Source organism: Nonomuraea phyllanthi, from assembly GCF_006334985.2.
Lineage (GTDB): Bacteria > Actinomycetota > Actinomycetes > Streptosporangiales > Streptosporangiaceae > Nonomuraea > Nonomuraea phyllanthi.
This window is the reverse complement of sequence record NZ_VDLX02000007.1, coordinates 335,536-349,470: the sequence shown is the minus strand read 5'-3', so window position 1 is coordinate 349,470 and position 13,935 is coordinate 335,536. Positions and strand designations below refer to the sequence as shown.

Here is a 13,935-nt window from a genome sequence, read left to right as displayed (position 1 = left end):
CGGTGCCCGGCGGTAGCGTTTCCTCAGGGTGTTGGACGAGAGGAGACTCCGGTGAGTGAGCCAGGCGCCGAGGTCGCGGGCGTGCCCGTGGCCGCGCTCAAGCGGCATGCCGAGCTGAGCGAGCTGGTCGAGGACGCCCGCTGGCGCTATTACGTGCTCGACCAGCCCACGGTCAGCGACGCCCAGTTCGACGGGTGGTTCAGGGAGCTGCTGGCGCTGGAGGAGGCGCATCCGACGCTCCAGACGCCCGACTCGCCCACGCAGAAGGTGGGCGCGCCGGTGTCCGGCGATTTCGCCAAGGTGCAGCACCTCAACCGGATGGAGAGCCTCGACAACGCCTTCAACGAGGCCGACATGGCCGCCTGGATGCAACGGGCCGAGCGGCTGGCCGAGGGCGACCCGGGCCCCTACCTCTGCGAGCTCAAGATCGACGGGCTGGCGATCGCGCTGGTCTACCGAGACGGCAGGCTTGAGCGGGCCGCGACCCGCGGCGACGGGCGCACGGGCGACGACGTGACCGACAACGTCCGCACCATCAAGGGCGTGCCACACCGGCTCAAGGGCGAGGGAGTCCCGAGCCTGGTCGAGGTGCGCGGCGAGGTCTACATCCCGGTCGAGGACTTCGCGAAGCTCAACGAGCAGCTCGTCGAGCAGGGCAAGACGCCGTTCGCCAACCCGCGCAACTCCGCGGCCGGCACGCTGCGGCAGAAGGACCCGCGCATCACCGCGCAGCGGCCGCTGCGCATGTTGGTTCACGGCATCGGCATCTGGGAGGGCTCGCCGGTGCCGCGCGCGCAGTCGGAGGTCTACGACCGGCTGCGGGCGTTCGGGCTGCCGGTCAGCGACCTCTACCAGGTGCTCCCGGGGCTCACCGAGATCAACGAGTTCATCGAGCACTACGGCGTGCACCGGCACGACCCGGCCTACGAGATCGACGGCGTGGTCGTCAAGGTCGACGACTTCCGCACGCAGCGGGAGCTGGGCTCCACGTCGCGGGCGCCGCGCTGGGCGATCGCGTACAAATACCCGCCGGAAGAGGTCAACACCAAGCTGCTCGACATCCAGGTGGGGGTCGGCCGCACGGGGCGCGTCACGCCGTACGCGGTGATGGAGCCCATCGTGGTGTCGGGCTCGACCGTCGAGCGGGCCACCCTCCACAACGCCGCCATCGTGGTCAAGAAGGGCGTGCTCATCGGCGACACCGTGGTGCTGCGCAAGGCGGGCGACGTCATCCCCGAGATCGTCGGGCCGGTGACGGCGCTGCGCGACGGGTCCGAGCGGGAGTTCGTCATGCCGACGCACTGCCCGGAGTGCGGCACCGAGCTGGCATACGAGAAGGAGGGCGACGCCGACCTGCGCTGCCCCAACGCGCGCGGCTGCCCGGCGCAGATCCGCGAGCGCATCTTCTTCGCGGCCGGGCGGCGCGCGCTCGACATCGACGGGCTCGGCTACGTCGCGGCCACCGCGCTCACCCAGCCGCTGCCCCCGCAGGAGCCGGTCGTGCGCACCGAGGCCGACCTGTTCGACCTGACGCTGGAGCAGCTGCTGCCCATCAAGTCGGTGGTCCGCGACCAGGACACCGGCCTGCCCAAGATCGATCCCAAGACCGGTGAGGAGAAGGTCGTCACCTTCTTCTCCAACATCGACGGCAAACCCAGCCAGAACGCCCTCCAGCTCATCGAGGAGCTGGAGCGGGCCAAGCAGGTGCCGCTCGCGCAGGTGCTGGTCGCCCTGTCCATCCGGCACATCGGCCCGCCCACCGCCCGCGCGCTGGCCGACGAGATGCGCTCCATCGAGCGCGTCATGAACGCCTCGGAGGAGGAGCTCGCCGCCGTCGAGGGCATCGGGCCCCGGGTGGCCGCCACGATCCGGGAGTGGTTCTCGGTCGACTGGCACCGGGAGATCATCGAGCGGTGGCGCGCGGCCGGGGTGCGGATGGAGGACGAGCCGGCGCCAGAGAAGGGGCCGCAGACGCTGGCGGGGCTGACGTTCGTGGTGACGGGCACGCTGGAGGGCTACACGCGAGACTCGGCCTCCGACGCGCTCACGGAGCGGGGCGGGAAGGTGTCGGGGTCGGTGTCGAAGAAGACGGCGTTCCTGGTGGCGGGGGAGAACGCGGGGTCGAAGTACGACAAGGCGGTGAGCCTCGGGGTGCCGATCCTGGACGGGGCGGGGTTCGAGGTCCTGCTGAAGGAAGGCCCGGAGGCGGCGGCTGCGGCGGCGGTCACCCCGGACGCCTGAGCCCCCTCCCGGCCGCACGGTGCTCGGCCGTGTCCGGTGGGTGCGGCGGCGGCATCCGAGTGCGGCGGCTTTCGAGCGGCGCGGCGTCCGAGCCCGGGCGGGCCTCAGAGCTCGGCGGGCCTCGGAGCTCAGTGCCCTCCGAGCCTGAGGGCTTCCGAGTCTGGCGATCTTGGTGGTCTCGGAGCCTGGCGGTCGCCAGGTGGGCGGGTCGCTGAGCCGGGTGGCCTCTGAGATGGGTGGACCTGGGGCGCCACGTTGCGGGATGTGGTGCTCTGGGTCGCGGTGCTCGGCCGGGGGTGCGGGGCGGATCGGTCAGGGGAGCGGCCGGTGCCTGGTCCGGCGTCTGGAGGGCGGGGGAGAGGCGCCGGGATCACGGGCGTGCGGGGAGTGTGTGCGGTTTGCTACTGAGGGTGGTTTTTGGGTATATGTCGGAAAGGAGAAGTGACGGAACGTACGCGCTTGGTTTCGCGAAGTGGGGTGAAGGTCGTACCCTCCCATAGTGACCTAATGGGGGTTCTGTTACCGATGACTGACCCAACCGACACCCGCGACACCGGACCACGGGTCGGCACGCCGCTGTGGGCGTTCCTCACGGGCATCACCGTGATCGGCTTCACCGCGCTCGTGGTGGCCATGCTGAGGCTGGACGCCTCCGCGCTGCTCGACCTCGCCCGCACGTCGCTGTTCTGGGTGCTGGCGGTGCTGGTGATCCTGGGCGAGCTGCGGCCCGTGATGGTGTCCTCGGCCACCGTCGTGGGCGGCACGTACCCGTCCACGATGTTCACCTTCGCCGTGCTGCTGCACTTCGGGTTGCCCGTCGCGGTGCTGATGCAGGCCGTCGCCGTCGTCATGAACGGCGTGGTGACGCGCAGGTCGTGGCACCGGGTCATGTTCAACATCGCGCAGTCGACCCTCGCGTTCACCGCGGCGGCCGTGGTGCTGGGCCTGTTCGGCATCGCGCCGAACCCCACCGTGCCGTTCGTGCCGGGCGGCGCGGACCTGCCGGCGATCGCGTTGGCCGGGGTCGCGTACTTCGCCACCAGGGCCACGCTCGTGTGCGGCGCGGTCGCGCTGCACGAGCGGCGCTCGATCACGCGGGTGCTCAGGGCCACGGCGCTGCCGCAGGGCCTCGTGTACGCGGGGCTGCTCGGCCTGGCGCCCCTGGTCGTCGTGGTCATGGAGCACGCGCCCGGCATGGTGCCGCTCTTCGTGGCCCCGCTCGCCGCCGTCTACTTCACCGCCTCCCTCTCCATGCGCCGCGACCACCAGGCCATGCACGACGAGCTGACCGGCCTGCCCAACCGCAAGATGCTCATCGTCAGCACGGAGGAGGCGCTGGCCGAGGCCCGGCAGGACGAGCGGGTGGGCCTGTTCCTGCTCGACCTCGACCGGTTCAAGGAGGTCAACGACACGATGGGGCATCCGGTGGGCGACCGGCTGCTGCAGACGGTCGCGCACCGCCTCACCCATTCCGTACGGCCGGGCGACGTCGTGGCGCGGCTGGGCGGCGACGAGTTCGCCGTGCTGCTGCCCTCGATCAGGGACGCCCACGCGGCCAGGGAGGTCGCGGCGCGGCTGCGCGCGGCGCTGACCGAGCCGGTCCGGCTGGAGGGCATGACGTTCGACGTCGACGGCTCCGTCGGCATCGCGCTCTACCCCGACCACGCCCCCGACTTCGAGCTGCTCCTGCAACGGGCGGATGTCGCCATGTACCTGGCGAAGGAGGGCCGTACCGGTGTGGAGCTCTACCAGGCCGACAAGGACCGTAACTCGCCCGAACGCCTCAGCCTGCTCGGCGACCTGCGCCGCGCCATCGACAACCGCGAGCTGCGCCTGCACTACCAGCCCAAGGTCAGCCTCGGCACCGGCGCCGTCCAGGGGGTCGAGGCGCTGCTGCGCTGGCGGCACCCGGTGCACGGGCCGATCGCGCCGTCGGACTTCGTGCCGCTGGCCGAGCAGTCCTACCTGATGCGCACCCTCACCGCGTACGTCATCGAGGCGGCGCTGGAGCAGGCCGCCCGCTGGTGGCACACGGGGATGCGGGTGCAGATCTCCCTCAACATCTCGGCCCGCGACCTGCTCGACTCGGCCCTGCCGGAGCGGCTGGAGGAGGGCCTGTCCCAGTACGGTCTCCCGCCCGGCGCGATCCAGCTGGAGGTGACGGAGCGCATCCTGACGGGCGACCAGGCCTACCTCCAGGAGACGATCAAGGCGCTGGCCACGCTGGGCGTGCCGCTGGCGATCGACGACTTCGGCACCGGCTACTCCTCGCTCATCAGGCTCCAGCGCCTGGCGGTGTCGGAGGTGAAGATCGACGCCTCGTTCGTGCACCGGATCGCCGATTCGGAGGACGACGACCGGATCGTGCGCTCGATCGTGGACCTGGTCCACTCGCTCGGCCTGCGCGCGGTCGCGGAGGGCGTGGAGTCGGACGAGGTGGCGATGCGCCTGGCGGAGATGGGGTGCGACATGGGGCAGGGGTGGCTGTTCGGGCGGCCCATGCCCGCCGCGGACGCCACGGTGTGGCTGAGGGAGCACGCGGGCGCGGGCCCCGGGATCGACTACGGCTACCAGCCCGAGGTCAGCCGCTCGGCCTGACCGTCCAGCGCGGTTAATGGTTCGGGCGTGCTACGTCAAGCCCCCTAGGATGGCAGTGTCCAAAGACTCCATCCACGAAACGGGTTCAACGACTCATGTCCGCCATAACCCGCGACGAGGTCGCACACCTGGCCCGGTTGTCCAGGCTGGCGCTCACCGACGACGAGCTCGACCACTACGCCACCCAGCTCGATGCCATCATCGAAGCGGTCGCGAAGGTGGCAGAGGTCGCCGCCGAGGATGTGCCGCCTTCGTCGCACGCGCTTCCGCTGACCAATGTCTTCCGTGCCGACGAGGTGCGACAGTCCCTGACGCCCGAGCAGGCGCTCTCCGGCGCGCCCGCCGTCGAGGACGACCGCTTCCGGGTGCCGCGCATCCTCGGGGAGGAGGCATGAGCGACTTGATCCGCAAGACCGCCGCCGAGCTGGGCGCGCTGATCGCCGCAGGCGAGGTGTCGGCCGCCGAGGTGGCCGAGGCGCACCTCGACCGCATGGCCGAGGTGGAGCCCAAGGTCCAGGCGTTCCTCCACGTCGACCGTGAGACGACGCTGGAGCAGGCGCGGGCCGTCGACGCCAGGCTCAGGGCGGGCGAGAAGCTCGGGCCGCTGGCGGGCGTGCCGGTCGCGCACAAGGACATCTTCGCCACGCGCGACATGCCGACCACGGCCGCGTCCAAGATCCTCGAGGGTTGGCGGCCGCCGTACGACGCGACCGTCACGGCGCGGCTGCGCGAGGCCGGGCTGGTCATTCTCGGCAAGACCAACCTGGACGAGTTCGCGATGGGCTCCTCCACGGAGAACTCCGCGTACCACGTCACCCACAACCCGTGGGACCTGTCCAAGGTGCCGGGCGGCTCGTCGGGCGGCTCCAGCGCCGCCGTGGCCGCGTACGAGGCGCCGCTGTCCACGGGCACCGACACGGGAGGCTCGATCCGGCAGCCGGCCTCGGTGACCGGCATCGTGGGGATGAAGCCGACCTACGGTGGCTCGTCCCGTTACGGGCTCATCGCGTTCGCCAGCTCGCTCGACACGCCGGGGCCGTTCGCCCGCAACGTGCTCGACGCCGCGCTGCTGCACGAGGCGTTCTCCGGGCACGACCCGATGGACTCCACCTCGATCGACCGGCCCGTGCCTAGCGTGGTCGAGGCCGCGAGAAACCCCGACATCGCCGGCATGCGGGTCGGCGTGGTCAAGGAGTTCGCCGGCGAGGGCTACCAGGCCGGCGTGCTGGCCCGCTACCACGAGGCCGTGCAGCTCCTGGAGTCGCTCGGGGCCAAGGTCGTCGAGGTCTCCTGCCCGTCGTTCACGACGGCGCTGCCCGCCTACTACCTGATCGCGCCGTCGGAGTGCTCGTCCAACCTGGCGCGCTTCGACGCCATGCGCTACGGCCTGCGCGTCGGCGACGACGGCACCCGCAGCGCCGAGGAGGTCATGGCGCTGACCAGGGCCGCCGGGTTCGGCGACGAGGTCAAGCGGCGCATCATGCTCGGCACGTACGCGCTGTCGAGCGGCTACTACGACGCCTACTACGGCCAGGCGCAGAAGGTCCGCACGGTCATCTCGCGCGAGTTCGAGGCCGCCTACCAGCAGGTCGACGTGCTGGTGTCGCCGACCACGCCGACCACGGCGTTCGGGATCGGCGAGCGCGCGGACGACCCGATCGCGATGTACCTCGCCGACCTGTGCACCATCCCGTCCAACCTGGCGGGCAACGCGGCCATGTCGGTGCCGTGCGGCCTGGCCGACGAGGACAACCTGCCGGTCGGCCTGCAGATCATGGCGCCCGTGCTGGCCGACGACCGCTGCTACCGCGTCGGCGCCGCCGTCGAGAAGGCCCTGGAGAGCCGCTGGGGCGGCCCGTTGCTGAAGGAGGCCCCGTCGCTATGACCATGGTCTATGACGAAGCGCTCGAGCGGTTCGAGCCGGTGCTCGGGCTGGAGACGCACGTCGAGCTGGGCACCAGGTCGAAGATGTTCTGCGGCTGCAAGACCACCTTCGGCGCCCCGCCCAACACGCAGGTCTGCCCGACCTGCCTCGCGCTGCCCGGCGCGCTGCCGGTGGCCAACGCCGCGGCCATCGAGTCGACGATCCGCATCGGCCTCGCGCTGAACTGCTCGATCGCCGAGTGGTGCCGCTTTGCCCGGAAAAACTACTTTTATCCGGACATGCCGAAGAACTACCAGATCTCGCAGTACGACGAGCCACTCTGCTTCGACGGCTACGTCGACGTCGAGGTCGACGGCAAGCCCGTGCGGATCGAGATCGAGCGGGTGCACCTGGAGGAGGACACCGGAAAGTCCACCCACGTGGGCGGCGCGACCGGGCGCATCCAGGGCGCCGACTACTCGATCGTCGACTACAACCGCGCCGGCATCCCGCTGGTCGAGATCGTGACCAAGCCCATCCCCGGCACCGACCGGCTCGCGCCAGAGGTGGCCAAGGCCTACGTCACCGAGCTGCGGGAGATCATGCGCTCGCTCGGCGTCTCCGACGTGCGCATGGAGGAGGGCTCGCTGCGCTGCGACGTCAACGTCTCGCTCATGCCGCGCAGCGCCGCCGAGTGGGGCACCCGTACGGAGACCAAGAACGTCAACTCGCTGCGCAGCGTCGAGCGGGCCGTGCGGAGCGAGATCGAGCGGCAGGCGGGCATCCTGTCCGACGGCGGCAAGATCATTCAGGAGACCCGGCACTTCCACGAGGACACCGGCACCACCACGTCCGGCCGGTCCAAGGAGGAGGCGCAGGACTACCGCTACTTCCCCGAGCCCGACCTGGTGCCGATCGCGCCCGACCCGGCGTGGGTGAGCGAGCTGAAGGCGGCCCTGCCCGAGCTGCCGTCGGTCAGGCGCAAGCGGCTGCAGGCCGAGTGGGGGCTGTCCGACCTCGACATGCAGGCCATGCACAACGCCGACGCGATCGACCTGGTCGAGGCCACGGTCGCGGCGGGCGCCCCGGCGGCCGACGCGCGCAAGTGGTGGATGGGCGAGCTGGCCAGGCGGGCCAACGAGACCGGCACCACGCTGGCCGAGCTGCCCATCACGCCCGCCCAGATCGCCCGGGTGACCGAGCTGGTGGCCTCGGGCGCGCTCAACGACAAGCTGGCGCGGGAGGTACTCGAAGGCGTTCTGGCCGGTGAGGGCACGCCCGACGAGGTTGTCGAGAAGCGCGGGCTCCAGATCGTCAGCGACGAGGGCGAGCTGCTGGCGATCATCGACCAGGTGCTGGCCGACAACGCCGACGCGGCCGAGAAGGTCAGATCCGGCAAGATCGCCGCAGCGGGCGCCCTGGTGGGCGGTGTCATGAGGGCCAGCAAGGGCAAGGCCGACGCGGCCCGCGCCCGCCAGCTGATCCTGGAGAAGCTGGGCGTCTCCGAGTAAACCCGCGCGCGCCGGGCCCGCACGGCGGTCCTGGCGCGCGAGGCCATCCTGGCCTGCTCGGCGGTCCTGGCGCGTGTGGCGCTTCTGGCCTGCTCGGTGGTCCTGAGAGGCCGGCGCCTGAGACCTCGCCGCCACCGCGACACGGCGGCGGCGAGGTCCCGAAGGCGGCGAGCCTCCGAAGGCGGCGAGGCCAAGGCGGCGGCGGGGCTCCGGAGGTGTCGGGGCTCCGGAGGCGGCCCGGCGTCAGGTGCCGGGATCGCGATCTAGCGTGACCCCCAGGTCCGCGATCTGGCCCGAGGTGCCGCGGTAGCGATCCGGGCGAGGGGCCGGGTCATCGGGACTCCTGCTCGGAGGTGCTGCGGGCCGGCGGCTTCCGGCGGGCCGACAGCTTCCTGAACAGCGGCATGAGCAGCGCCAGCAGCGACAGGACCAGCAGCACGACCGCCACCGGGCTCTTCACCAGCACGGTCACGTCGCCCGCCCCGATGGCCAGGGCCCGGCGGAGCTGGATCTCCGCCATCGGCCCGAGGATCATGCCGATCACCGCGGGCGCGACGGGCAGGCCGAAGCGGCGCATGGCATACCCGAGCAGGCCGAGCACGTACAGCACGAACAGGTCGACGACGGTGCCGTTCAGGGCGTAGACGCCGAGGGCGGCGAACAGGACGATCCCGGCATACAGGTACGGCCGGGGGACGCGCAGGACGCGGGCCCACAGGGGCGCGAGCGGCAGGTTCAGCACCAGCAGCATGGTGTTGCCGATGAACAGCGACGCGATCATGCCCCACACCAGCGCCGGGTTGTGGTCGAACAACTGCGGGCCGGGCTGGAGCCCGTACTGCTGGAAGGCGGCCAGCATGATCGCGGCCGTCGCCGACGTGGGCAGGCCCAGCGTGAGCAGCGGCACCAGCGTGCCGGCCGCCGAGGCGTTGTTGGCGGCCTCGGGCCCGGCCACGCCCTCGATGGCGCCCTTGCCGAACTCCTCGCGCGCGGTCCCGCGGGCCAGGCGCCGCTCGGCGGCGTACGACAGGAACGTGGGGATCTCCGCCCCGCCGCCGGGGAGGGCGCCGAACGGGAAGCCCAGCGCGGTGCCGCGCAGCCACGGCGCCCACGAGCGCCGCCAGTCGGCGCGCCCCATCCAGGCGCGGCCGACGGGCACCACCTCGGGCGGCGCGTGGCGCAGCCGCGAGGCGACGTAGAGCGCCTCGCCCAGGGCGAAGAGGCCGACCGCGACGATCACCACGTCGATGCCGTCGAGCAGTTGCGGGATGCCGAGCGTGAGCCGGGCCTGCCCGGTCTGCTGGTCGATGCCGACGAGCCCGATCACGAGCCCCAGCCCGAGGGACGCCAGGCCGCGCACGACCGAGCGGGACAGCACGGACGACACGGCGGTGAAGGCCATGACGGCAAGCGCGAAGTAGTCCTCGGGGCCGAACGCGATGGCGAAGCTCACCACGGCGGGCGCGGCCACGACCAGCAGCGCGGTCGCGATGCTGCCCGCCACGAAGGAGCCGATGGCGGCCGTGGCGAGGGCCTGCGCAGCCCGGCCGCGCCTGGCCATCTTGTTGCCCTCCAGCGCCGTGATCATGGAGGCGGACTCGCCCGGCGTGTTGAGCAGGATGGAGGTGGTCGAGCCGCCGTACATGCCGCCGTAGTAGATGCCGGCGAACATGATGAACGCGCTGGCCGGCGGCACCGTGAAGGTGATCGGCAGCAGCAGCGCCACGGTCATCGCGGGCCCGATGCCGGGCAGCACGCCGACGAGGGTGCCGAGCGTGACGCCGACGAGCGCGTACATGAGGTTGACGGGGGTGAGCGCGGCGGCGAAGCCGTCGAGCAGGAGCTGCAGCGACTCCACCTAGATCACCCCCGCCAGCGGCCCGGCCGGCAGCGTCACGCCGAGGACCTCGACGAACAGCAGGTACGTGGCCAGCCCCATGACGACCGAGACCACGGCCGCGCGCAGCTTGTGCTCGGCCCCCAGCACCACCGACAGGCCGAAGAACAGCAGGCTCGCGCCGATGATCCAGCCGAGCACGTTCAGGAGCGCCGCGAACGCCAGGAAGATGCCGCTGACCAGCCCGACGCCCCGCCAGTCTGCGGGGGCGTCCACGTCGACGTCCTCGCTCTCCTCGGGGTCGCCATGTCCCCCGCGCAGGACGTCCACCACGTAGAAGAGGCCGATGAGCACCATGGCGCCGCCCACCAGCATGGGGAAGAAGCGCGGCCCGAGGCCGAGCTGGGAGGCCGCCGCCGAGACGTCGAGCGTCCCGATCACGACGAGCACGCCCAGCGCCAGCACCACGACCGCCAGCCCGAGCTCGGGCCGCCACCGGCCGGCCATCAGGACACGAGCCCCATCTCGGCGATGATGCCCTTGACCCGGGTCTGCTCGGAGGCGAGGAAGTCGGCGAACTGCTGCCCGGTCTGGAAGGAGTCGATCCAGCCGTTCTTGGCGACCGCGTCCTTCCACGGCTGCGAGTCGTGCATCTTGGTGACCAGGTCGGTCAGCGCCGTCTTGTCGGCCTCGGAGAGCCCGGCGGGGGCCACGAAACCGCGCCAGTTGGACAGCTCGACCTCGAGGCCGGCCTCCTTCAGCGTGGGCGCGTCCAGGCCCTCGATCCGCTCACCGGAGGTCACGCCGAGGGCGCGCAGCTTGCCCGACTTCACGTGCTCGGCGAACTCGGCCACGCCGGAGATGCCCGCGCTGACCTTGTTGCCGAGCAGCTCGTTGAGCGCCTCGCCGCCGCCCGAGTGGGCGATGTAGTTGACCTGCTTGGGATCCACGCCCGCGGCCTTGGCCATCAGCCCGGCCACGATGTGGTCGGTGCCGCCCGCGGAGCCGCCCGAGATCGACACCTTCGCCGGGTCGGCCTTCCAGGCCGCCACCATGTCGGCCAGCGTCTTGTACGGGGACTCGGCCGGGACGACGACGATCTCGTACTCCTCGGTCAGCTTGGCGATGGGCGTCGTCTCGGCCAGCGTGACCTTGGACTTGTTCTGCTCGATGGCGCCCACCATGACCAGGCCCATGGTCATCAGCAGGTTGCCGTTGCCCTTCTCGCCGGCCAGCTGCGCCAGCCCGATCGTGCCGCCCGCGCCCGGCACGTTGTACACCTCGACCTTGCGCTTGGGGTCGGCGGCCTTGACGGCCTGTTCCGCGATGCGGGAGGTCTGGTCCCAGCCGCCGCCGGGCGCGGCGGGAGCCATGATCCGCAGCGGTCCGGCGGCGGAGGCGCCGCCGGAGCCGGACTCGCCGCAGCCGGTGAGCGCGGCAAGGGAGAGTGCCGCGAGGGCGGCGAATACGCGCAAGCGCATGATCACTCCAGGGGGTGTTTTCACGGTTGTAAAACTGGGATGGTGAAGCACCCCCGGCCCGCCGTCGAGCCTTTGCACGCTTGCCGTCATAGTGGTCGTATTGGTCGCGACCTGCCCGTGACCTGCGTTTGTTTCCATGTGCAGCGTGAGACGGGTCCGTGACGCCTCCCTCGGCACCCAGCTGTTCGTGCTCCAGATGGTGATCGTGATCCTCGCCGTCGGGGCCACCGCGGGCGTGTGGGCCGAGCGGATGCGCGAGCAGCTCGACGCCCTGCACCAGCAGCGCGCCCTGGCCATCGCCCAGTCCGTGGCCGGGCTTCCGCAGGTCAGGGAGGCCTTCAAGCTTCCCCACCCCGAGACGGTGCTGCAGCCGCTGGCCATGAGCGTGCAGCACGAGACCGGCGCCGACTACGTCGTGGTCGCCAACGAGCAGCAGAAGCGCTACGCCCACCCGAACAGCTCGCTGATCGGCAAGCAGCTGTCCACCGACGGCACCGTCGTGCTGAGGACGGGCAGGAGCTGGGTCGGCACCCAGACCGGCACGATCGGCACGACGGTCAGGGGCAAGACCCCTATCCGCGACGAGTACGGCAACGTGATCGGCCTGGTCTCGGTCGGCATCCTGGAGACCACGGTCGTCGACAAGCTCGGCGACACGCTGCCGCCGCTGGTCTGGACGGCGCTGGCCGTGCTGCTGGCCGGGCTCACGCTGGCCGCGCTGATCACCGCGCGGGTGCGCAGGCAGACGTTCGGGCTGGAGCCGCGCGAGATCGCCGCGCTGCTGGAGCAGCGCGAGGGCGTGCTGCACGGCGTCAAGGAGGGCGTGCTCGCGCTCGACCTCGGCGGGCGCGTCACGCTGGTCAACGACGCCGCCCGTGACCTGCTCGGCGACGTGCGCATCCAGGAGGGCGAGGAGCTGAGCCGGATCACCCTGTCAGGGCGCATGCGCGACGTGCTCGGGGGCGCCGACCCGGGCGAGGACCGCGTCGTGCTGCACGGCGAGCGGGTGCTGGTGCTCAACCGCACCCCGGTGTCGGTACGCGGCCAGCACCGCGGCTGGGTGGTCACCCTGCGGGACCGCACCCAGCTGATCCAGCTGGCCCGCGAGCTCCACGACACCAGCAGCGCGACGGAGGCGCTGCGCGCCCAGGCGCACGAGTTCGCCAACCGGATGCACACCGTCGTCGGGCTGCTGGAGCTGGGCGAGCACGAGGCGGCCATCGGCTACATCACCAGGACGGCTCGCGGCCCGTACGCCACCGGCCTGCGCGAGCGGGTCCAGGAGCCGACGCTGGCCGCCCTGCTGCTGGCCAAGTCCGCCGAGGCGGCCGAGCGCGGCGCCCGGCTGGTGCTGTCGGAGGACTCCAGCGTGCCGGAGGGCCTGCTGGGCGACCCGCACGACGCCGTCCTCGTGGTCGGCAACCTGGTCGCCAACGCCATCGACGCGCTCGACGGCGCCGAGGGCACGATCGAGGTGTCGGTGCAGGCCGACGCCGGCGGGCTGCGCGTGCGGGTGGGCGACTCGGGGCCGGGCATCGCGCCCGACCTGGTGGAAGAGGTGTTCAGGGAGGGGTTCACCACCAAGGCCGCCCGGTCGGGGCCGCGCGGGCTCGGGCTGGCGCTGACCCGGCAGGCGTGCCTGCGAAGGGGCGGCTGGGTACGCGTGCGCAACTCGGGCGGCGCCGTCTTCACCGCCCTCCTCCCGGCGAAGGCCCGCTCATGAGCGAGATGCGGGTGCTGGTGGTGGACGACGACTTCATGGTCGCCCGCATCCACAGCGGCTACGTGGCCCGCGTGCCGGGCTTCCGGGTGGTCTCCGTGGCCCACACCGGGGCGGACGCGCTCGCCGCGGTCGAGGAGTTCGACCCCGATCTCGTGCTGCTCGACATCTACCTGCCCGACATGTCGGGACTTGAGGTGTTGAAGCGGCTCCACCACGTGGACGTCCTCATGATCAGCGCCGCCCGCGACGTGCCCACGGTCCGGGAGGCCATGCGTGGCGGCGCCGTCAACTACCTCATCAAGCCGTTCACGGCCGCCGCCCTGACCGAGCGGCTCCAGCAGTACGCCGACACCCACAGGCGGCTGACCGCCATCGGCGCGGAGGCCCGCCAGGACGACGTCGACCGCCTTTTCGGCACTCCCAAAAGCGCCGCCCCCATGCCGAAGGGGCTCTCCGCGGCCACCTGCGCGCTGGTCGCGGACACGCTGCGGGAGGCCGGGCACGACCTGTCGGCGGCCGAGGCGGCCCAGCTCACGGGCCTGTCCCGGGTGAGCGTGCGCCGCTATCTCGAACACCTGTGCGCCGCGGGGCAGGCCGAACTCCGGCCCCGCTACGGCACGGCGGGCCGGCCCGAACATCGCTACCGGTGGCTAGGTTGACACATTTCCGTAGCCATTTCC

General features: G+C 71.6%; 10 protein-coding genes. 7 read left to right on the top strand and 3 right to left on the bottom strand.

The genetic code is table 11. The annotated features are described in order from the left end of the window. The first annotated feature begins 51 nt into the window (after positions 1–51). The 5 genes from ligA (at position 52) to gatB (ending at position 8,214) form a co-directional block, all read left to right on the top strand. Positions 52–2,241 (top strand): NAD-dependent DNA ligase LigA, encoded by a 2,190-nt coding sequence (ligA, locus tag FH608_RS21035; RefSeq protein WP_139632251.1) that lies wholly within the window; start codon positions 52–54, stop codon positions 2,239–2,241. Between the two features lie 525 nt (positions 2,242–2,766). Next, positions 2,767–4,839 carry a putative bifunctional diguanylate cyclase/phosphodiesterase gene (locus tag FH608_RS21030; RefSeq protein ID WP_139632250.1) on the top strand — a complete coding sequence of 691 codons (2,073 nt, stop codon included), beginning with the start codon at positions 2,767–2,769 and terminating at the stop codon, positions 4,837–4,839. A 95-nt stretch (positions 4,840–4,934) separates the two neighbouring features. After that, positions 4,935–5,234: an Asp-tRNA(Asn)/Glu-tRNA(Gln) amidotransferase subunit GatC gene (gene gatC, locus FH608_RS21025; protein ID WP_139632249.1), complete on the top strand. Its 300-nt coding sequence runs from the start codon at positions 4,935–4,937 to the stop codon at positions 5,232–5,234. Further along, a complete protein-coding gene (gatA, locus tag FH608_RS21020) occupies positions 5,231–6,724 on the top strand; it encodes an Asp-tRNA(Asn)/Glu-tRNA(Gln) amidotransferase subunit GatA (protein ID WP_139632248.1) in 1,494 nt (497 codons plus the stop codon). The genes gatC and gatA overlap by 4 nt, the downstream gene beginning before the upstream one ends. A 2-nt stretch (positions 6,725–6,726) precedes the next feature. Then, on the top strand, positions 6,727–8,214 hold the full coding sequence (gene gatB / locus FH608_RS21015) for an Asp-tRNA(Asn)/Glu-tRNA(Gln) amidotransferase subunit GatB (protein WP_139632397.1): 1,488 nt from the start codon (positions 6,727–6,729) through the stop codon (positions 8,212–8,214). 331 nt (positions 8,215–8,545) lie between these two features. Here gatB and FH608_RS21010 read toward each other — a convergent pair whose 3' ends face one another. The 3 genes from FH608_RS21010 to FH608_RS21000 are packed head-to-tail and all read right to left on the bottom strand — an operon-like array spanning position 8,546 to position 11,532. Beyond that, on the bottom strand, positions 8,546–10,072 hold the full coding sequence (locus FH608_RS21010; protein WP_139632247.1) for a tripartite tricarboxylate transporter permease: 1,527 nt from the start codon (positions 10,070–10,072) through the stop codon (positions 8,546–8,548). Next, complete coding sequence (locus FH608_RS21005) at positions 10,073–10,558, bottom strand: tripartite tricarboxylate transporter TctB family protein (RefSeq protein WP_139632246.1); 486 nt, start codon at positions 10,556–10,558, stop codon at positions 10,073–10,075. Beyond that, on the bottom strand, positions 10,558–11,532 hold the full coding sequence (locus FH608_RS21000; protein ID WP_139632245.1) for a tripartite tricarboxylate transporter substrate binding protein: 975 nt from the start codon (positions 11,530–11,532) through the stop codon (positions 10,558–10,560). Before FH608_RS21000 ends, FH608_RS21005 begins: the two co-directional genes overlap by 1 nt. 136 nt (positions 11,533–11,668) lie before the next feature. Here FH608_RS21000 and FH608_RS20995 point away from each other — a divergent pair, with 136 nt between their 5' ends. Both FH608_RS20995 and FH608_RS20990 read left to right on the top strand, forming a co-directional pair. After that, on the top strand, positions 11,669–13,255 hold the full coding sequence (locus FH608_RS20995) for an ATP-binding protein (RefSeq protein ID WP_139632244.1): 1,587 nt from the start codon (positions 11,669–11,671) through the stop codon (positions 13,253–13,255). Next, entirely contained in the window at positions 13,252–13,914 is a 663-nt protein-coding gene (locus FH608_RS20990) for a response regulator (protein WP_139632243.1), read from the top strand. Before FH608_RS20995 ends, FH608_RS20990 begins: the two co-directional genes overlap by 4 nt. Positions 13,915–13,935: the final 21 nt, after the last annotated feature.

What these genes read in the sequence shown, in the direction of transcription:
- FH608_RS21030 (WP_139632250.1), top strand. Translation starts at nt 2,767, where the DNA reads ATGACTGACCCAACCGACACCCGCGACACCGGACCACGGGTCGGCACG.
- gatC (WP_139632249.1), top strand. Translation starts at nt 4,935, where the DNA reads ATGTCCGCCATAACCCGCGACGAGGTCGCACACCTGGCCCGGTTGTCC.
- gatA (WP_139632248.1), top strand. Translation starts at nt 5,231, where the DNA reads ATGAGCGACTTGATCCGCAAGACCGCCGCCGAGCTGGGCGCGCTGATC.
- gatB (WP_139632397.1), top strand. Translation starts at nt 6,727, where the DNA reads ATGGTCTATGACGAAGCGCTCGAGCGGTTCGAGCCGGTGCTCGGGCTG.
- FH608_RS21005 (WP_139632246.1), bottom strand. Translation starts at nt 10,558, where the DNA reads ATGGCCGGCCGGTGGCGGCCCGAGCTCGGGCTGGCGGTCGTGGTGCTG.
- FH608_RS21000 (WP_139632245.1), bottom strand. Translation starts at nt 11,532, where the DNA reads ATGCGCTTGCGCGTATTCGCCGCCCTCGCGGCACTCTCCCTTGCCGCG.
- FH608_RS20995 (WP_139632244.1), top strand. Translation starts at nt 11,669, where the DNA reads ATGTGCAGCGTGAGACGGGTCCGTGACGCCTCCCTCGGCACCCAGCTG.
- FH608_RS20990 (WP_139632243.1), top strand. Translation starts at nt 13,252, where the DNA reads ATGAGCGAGATGCGGGTGCTGGTGGTGGACGACGACTTCATGGTCGCC.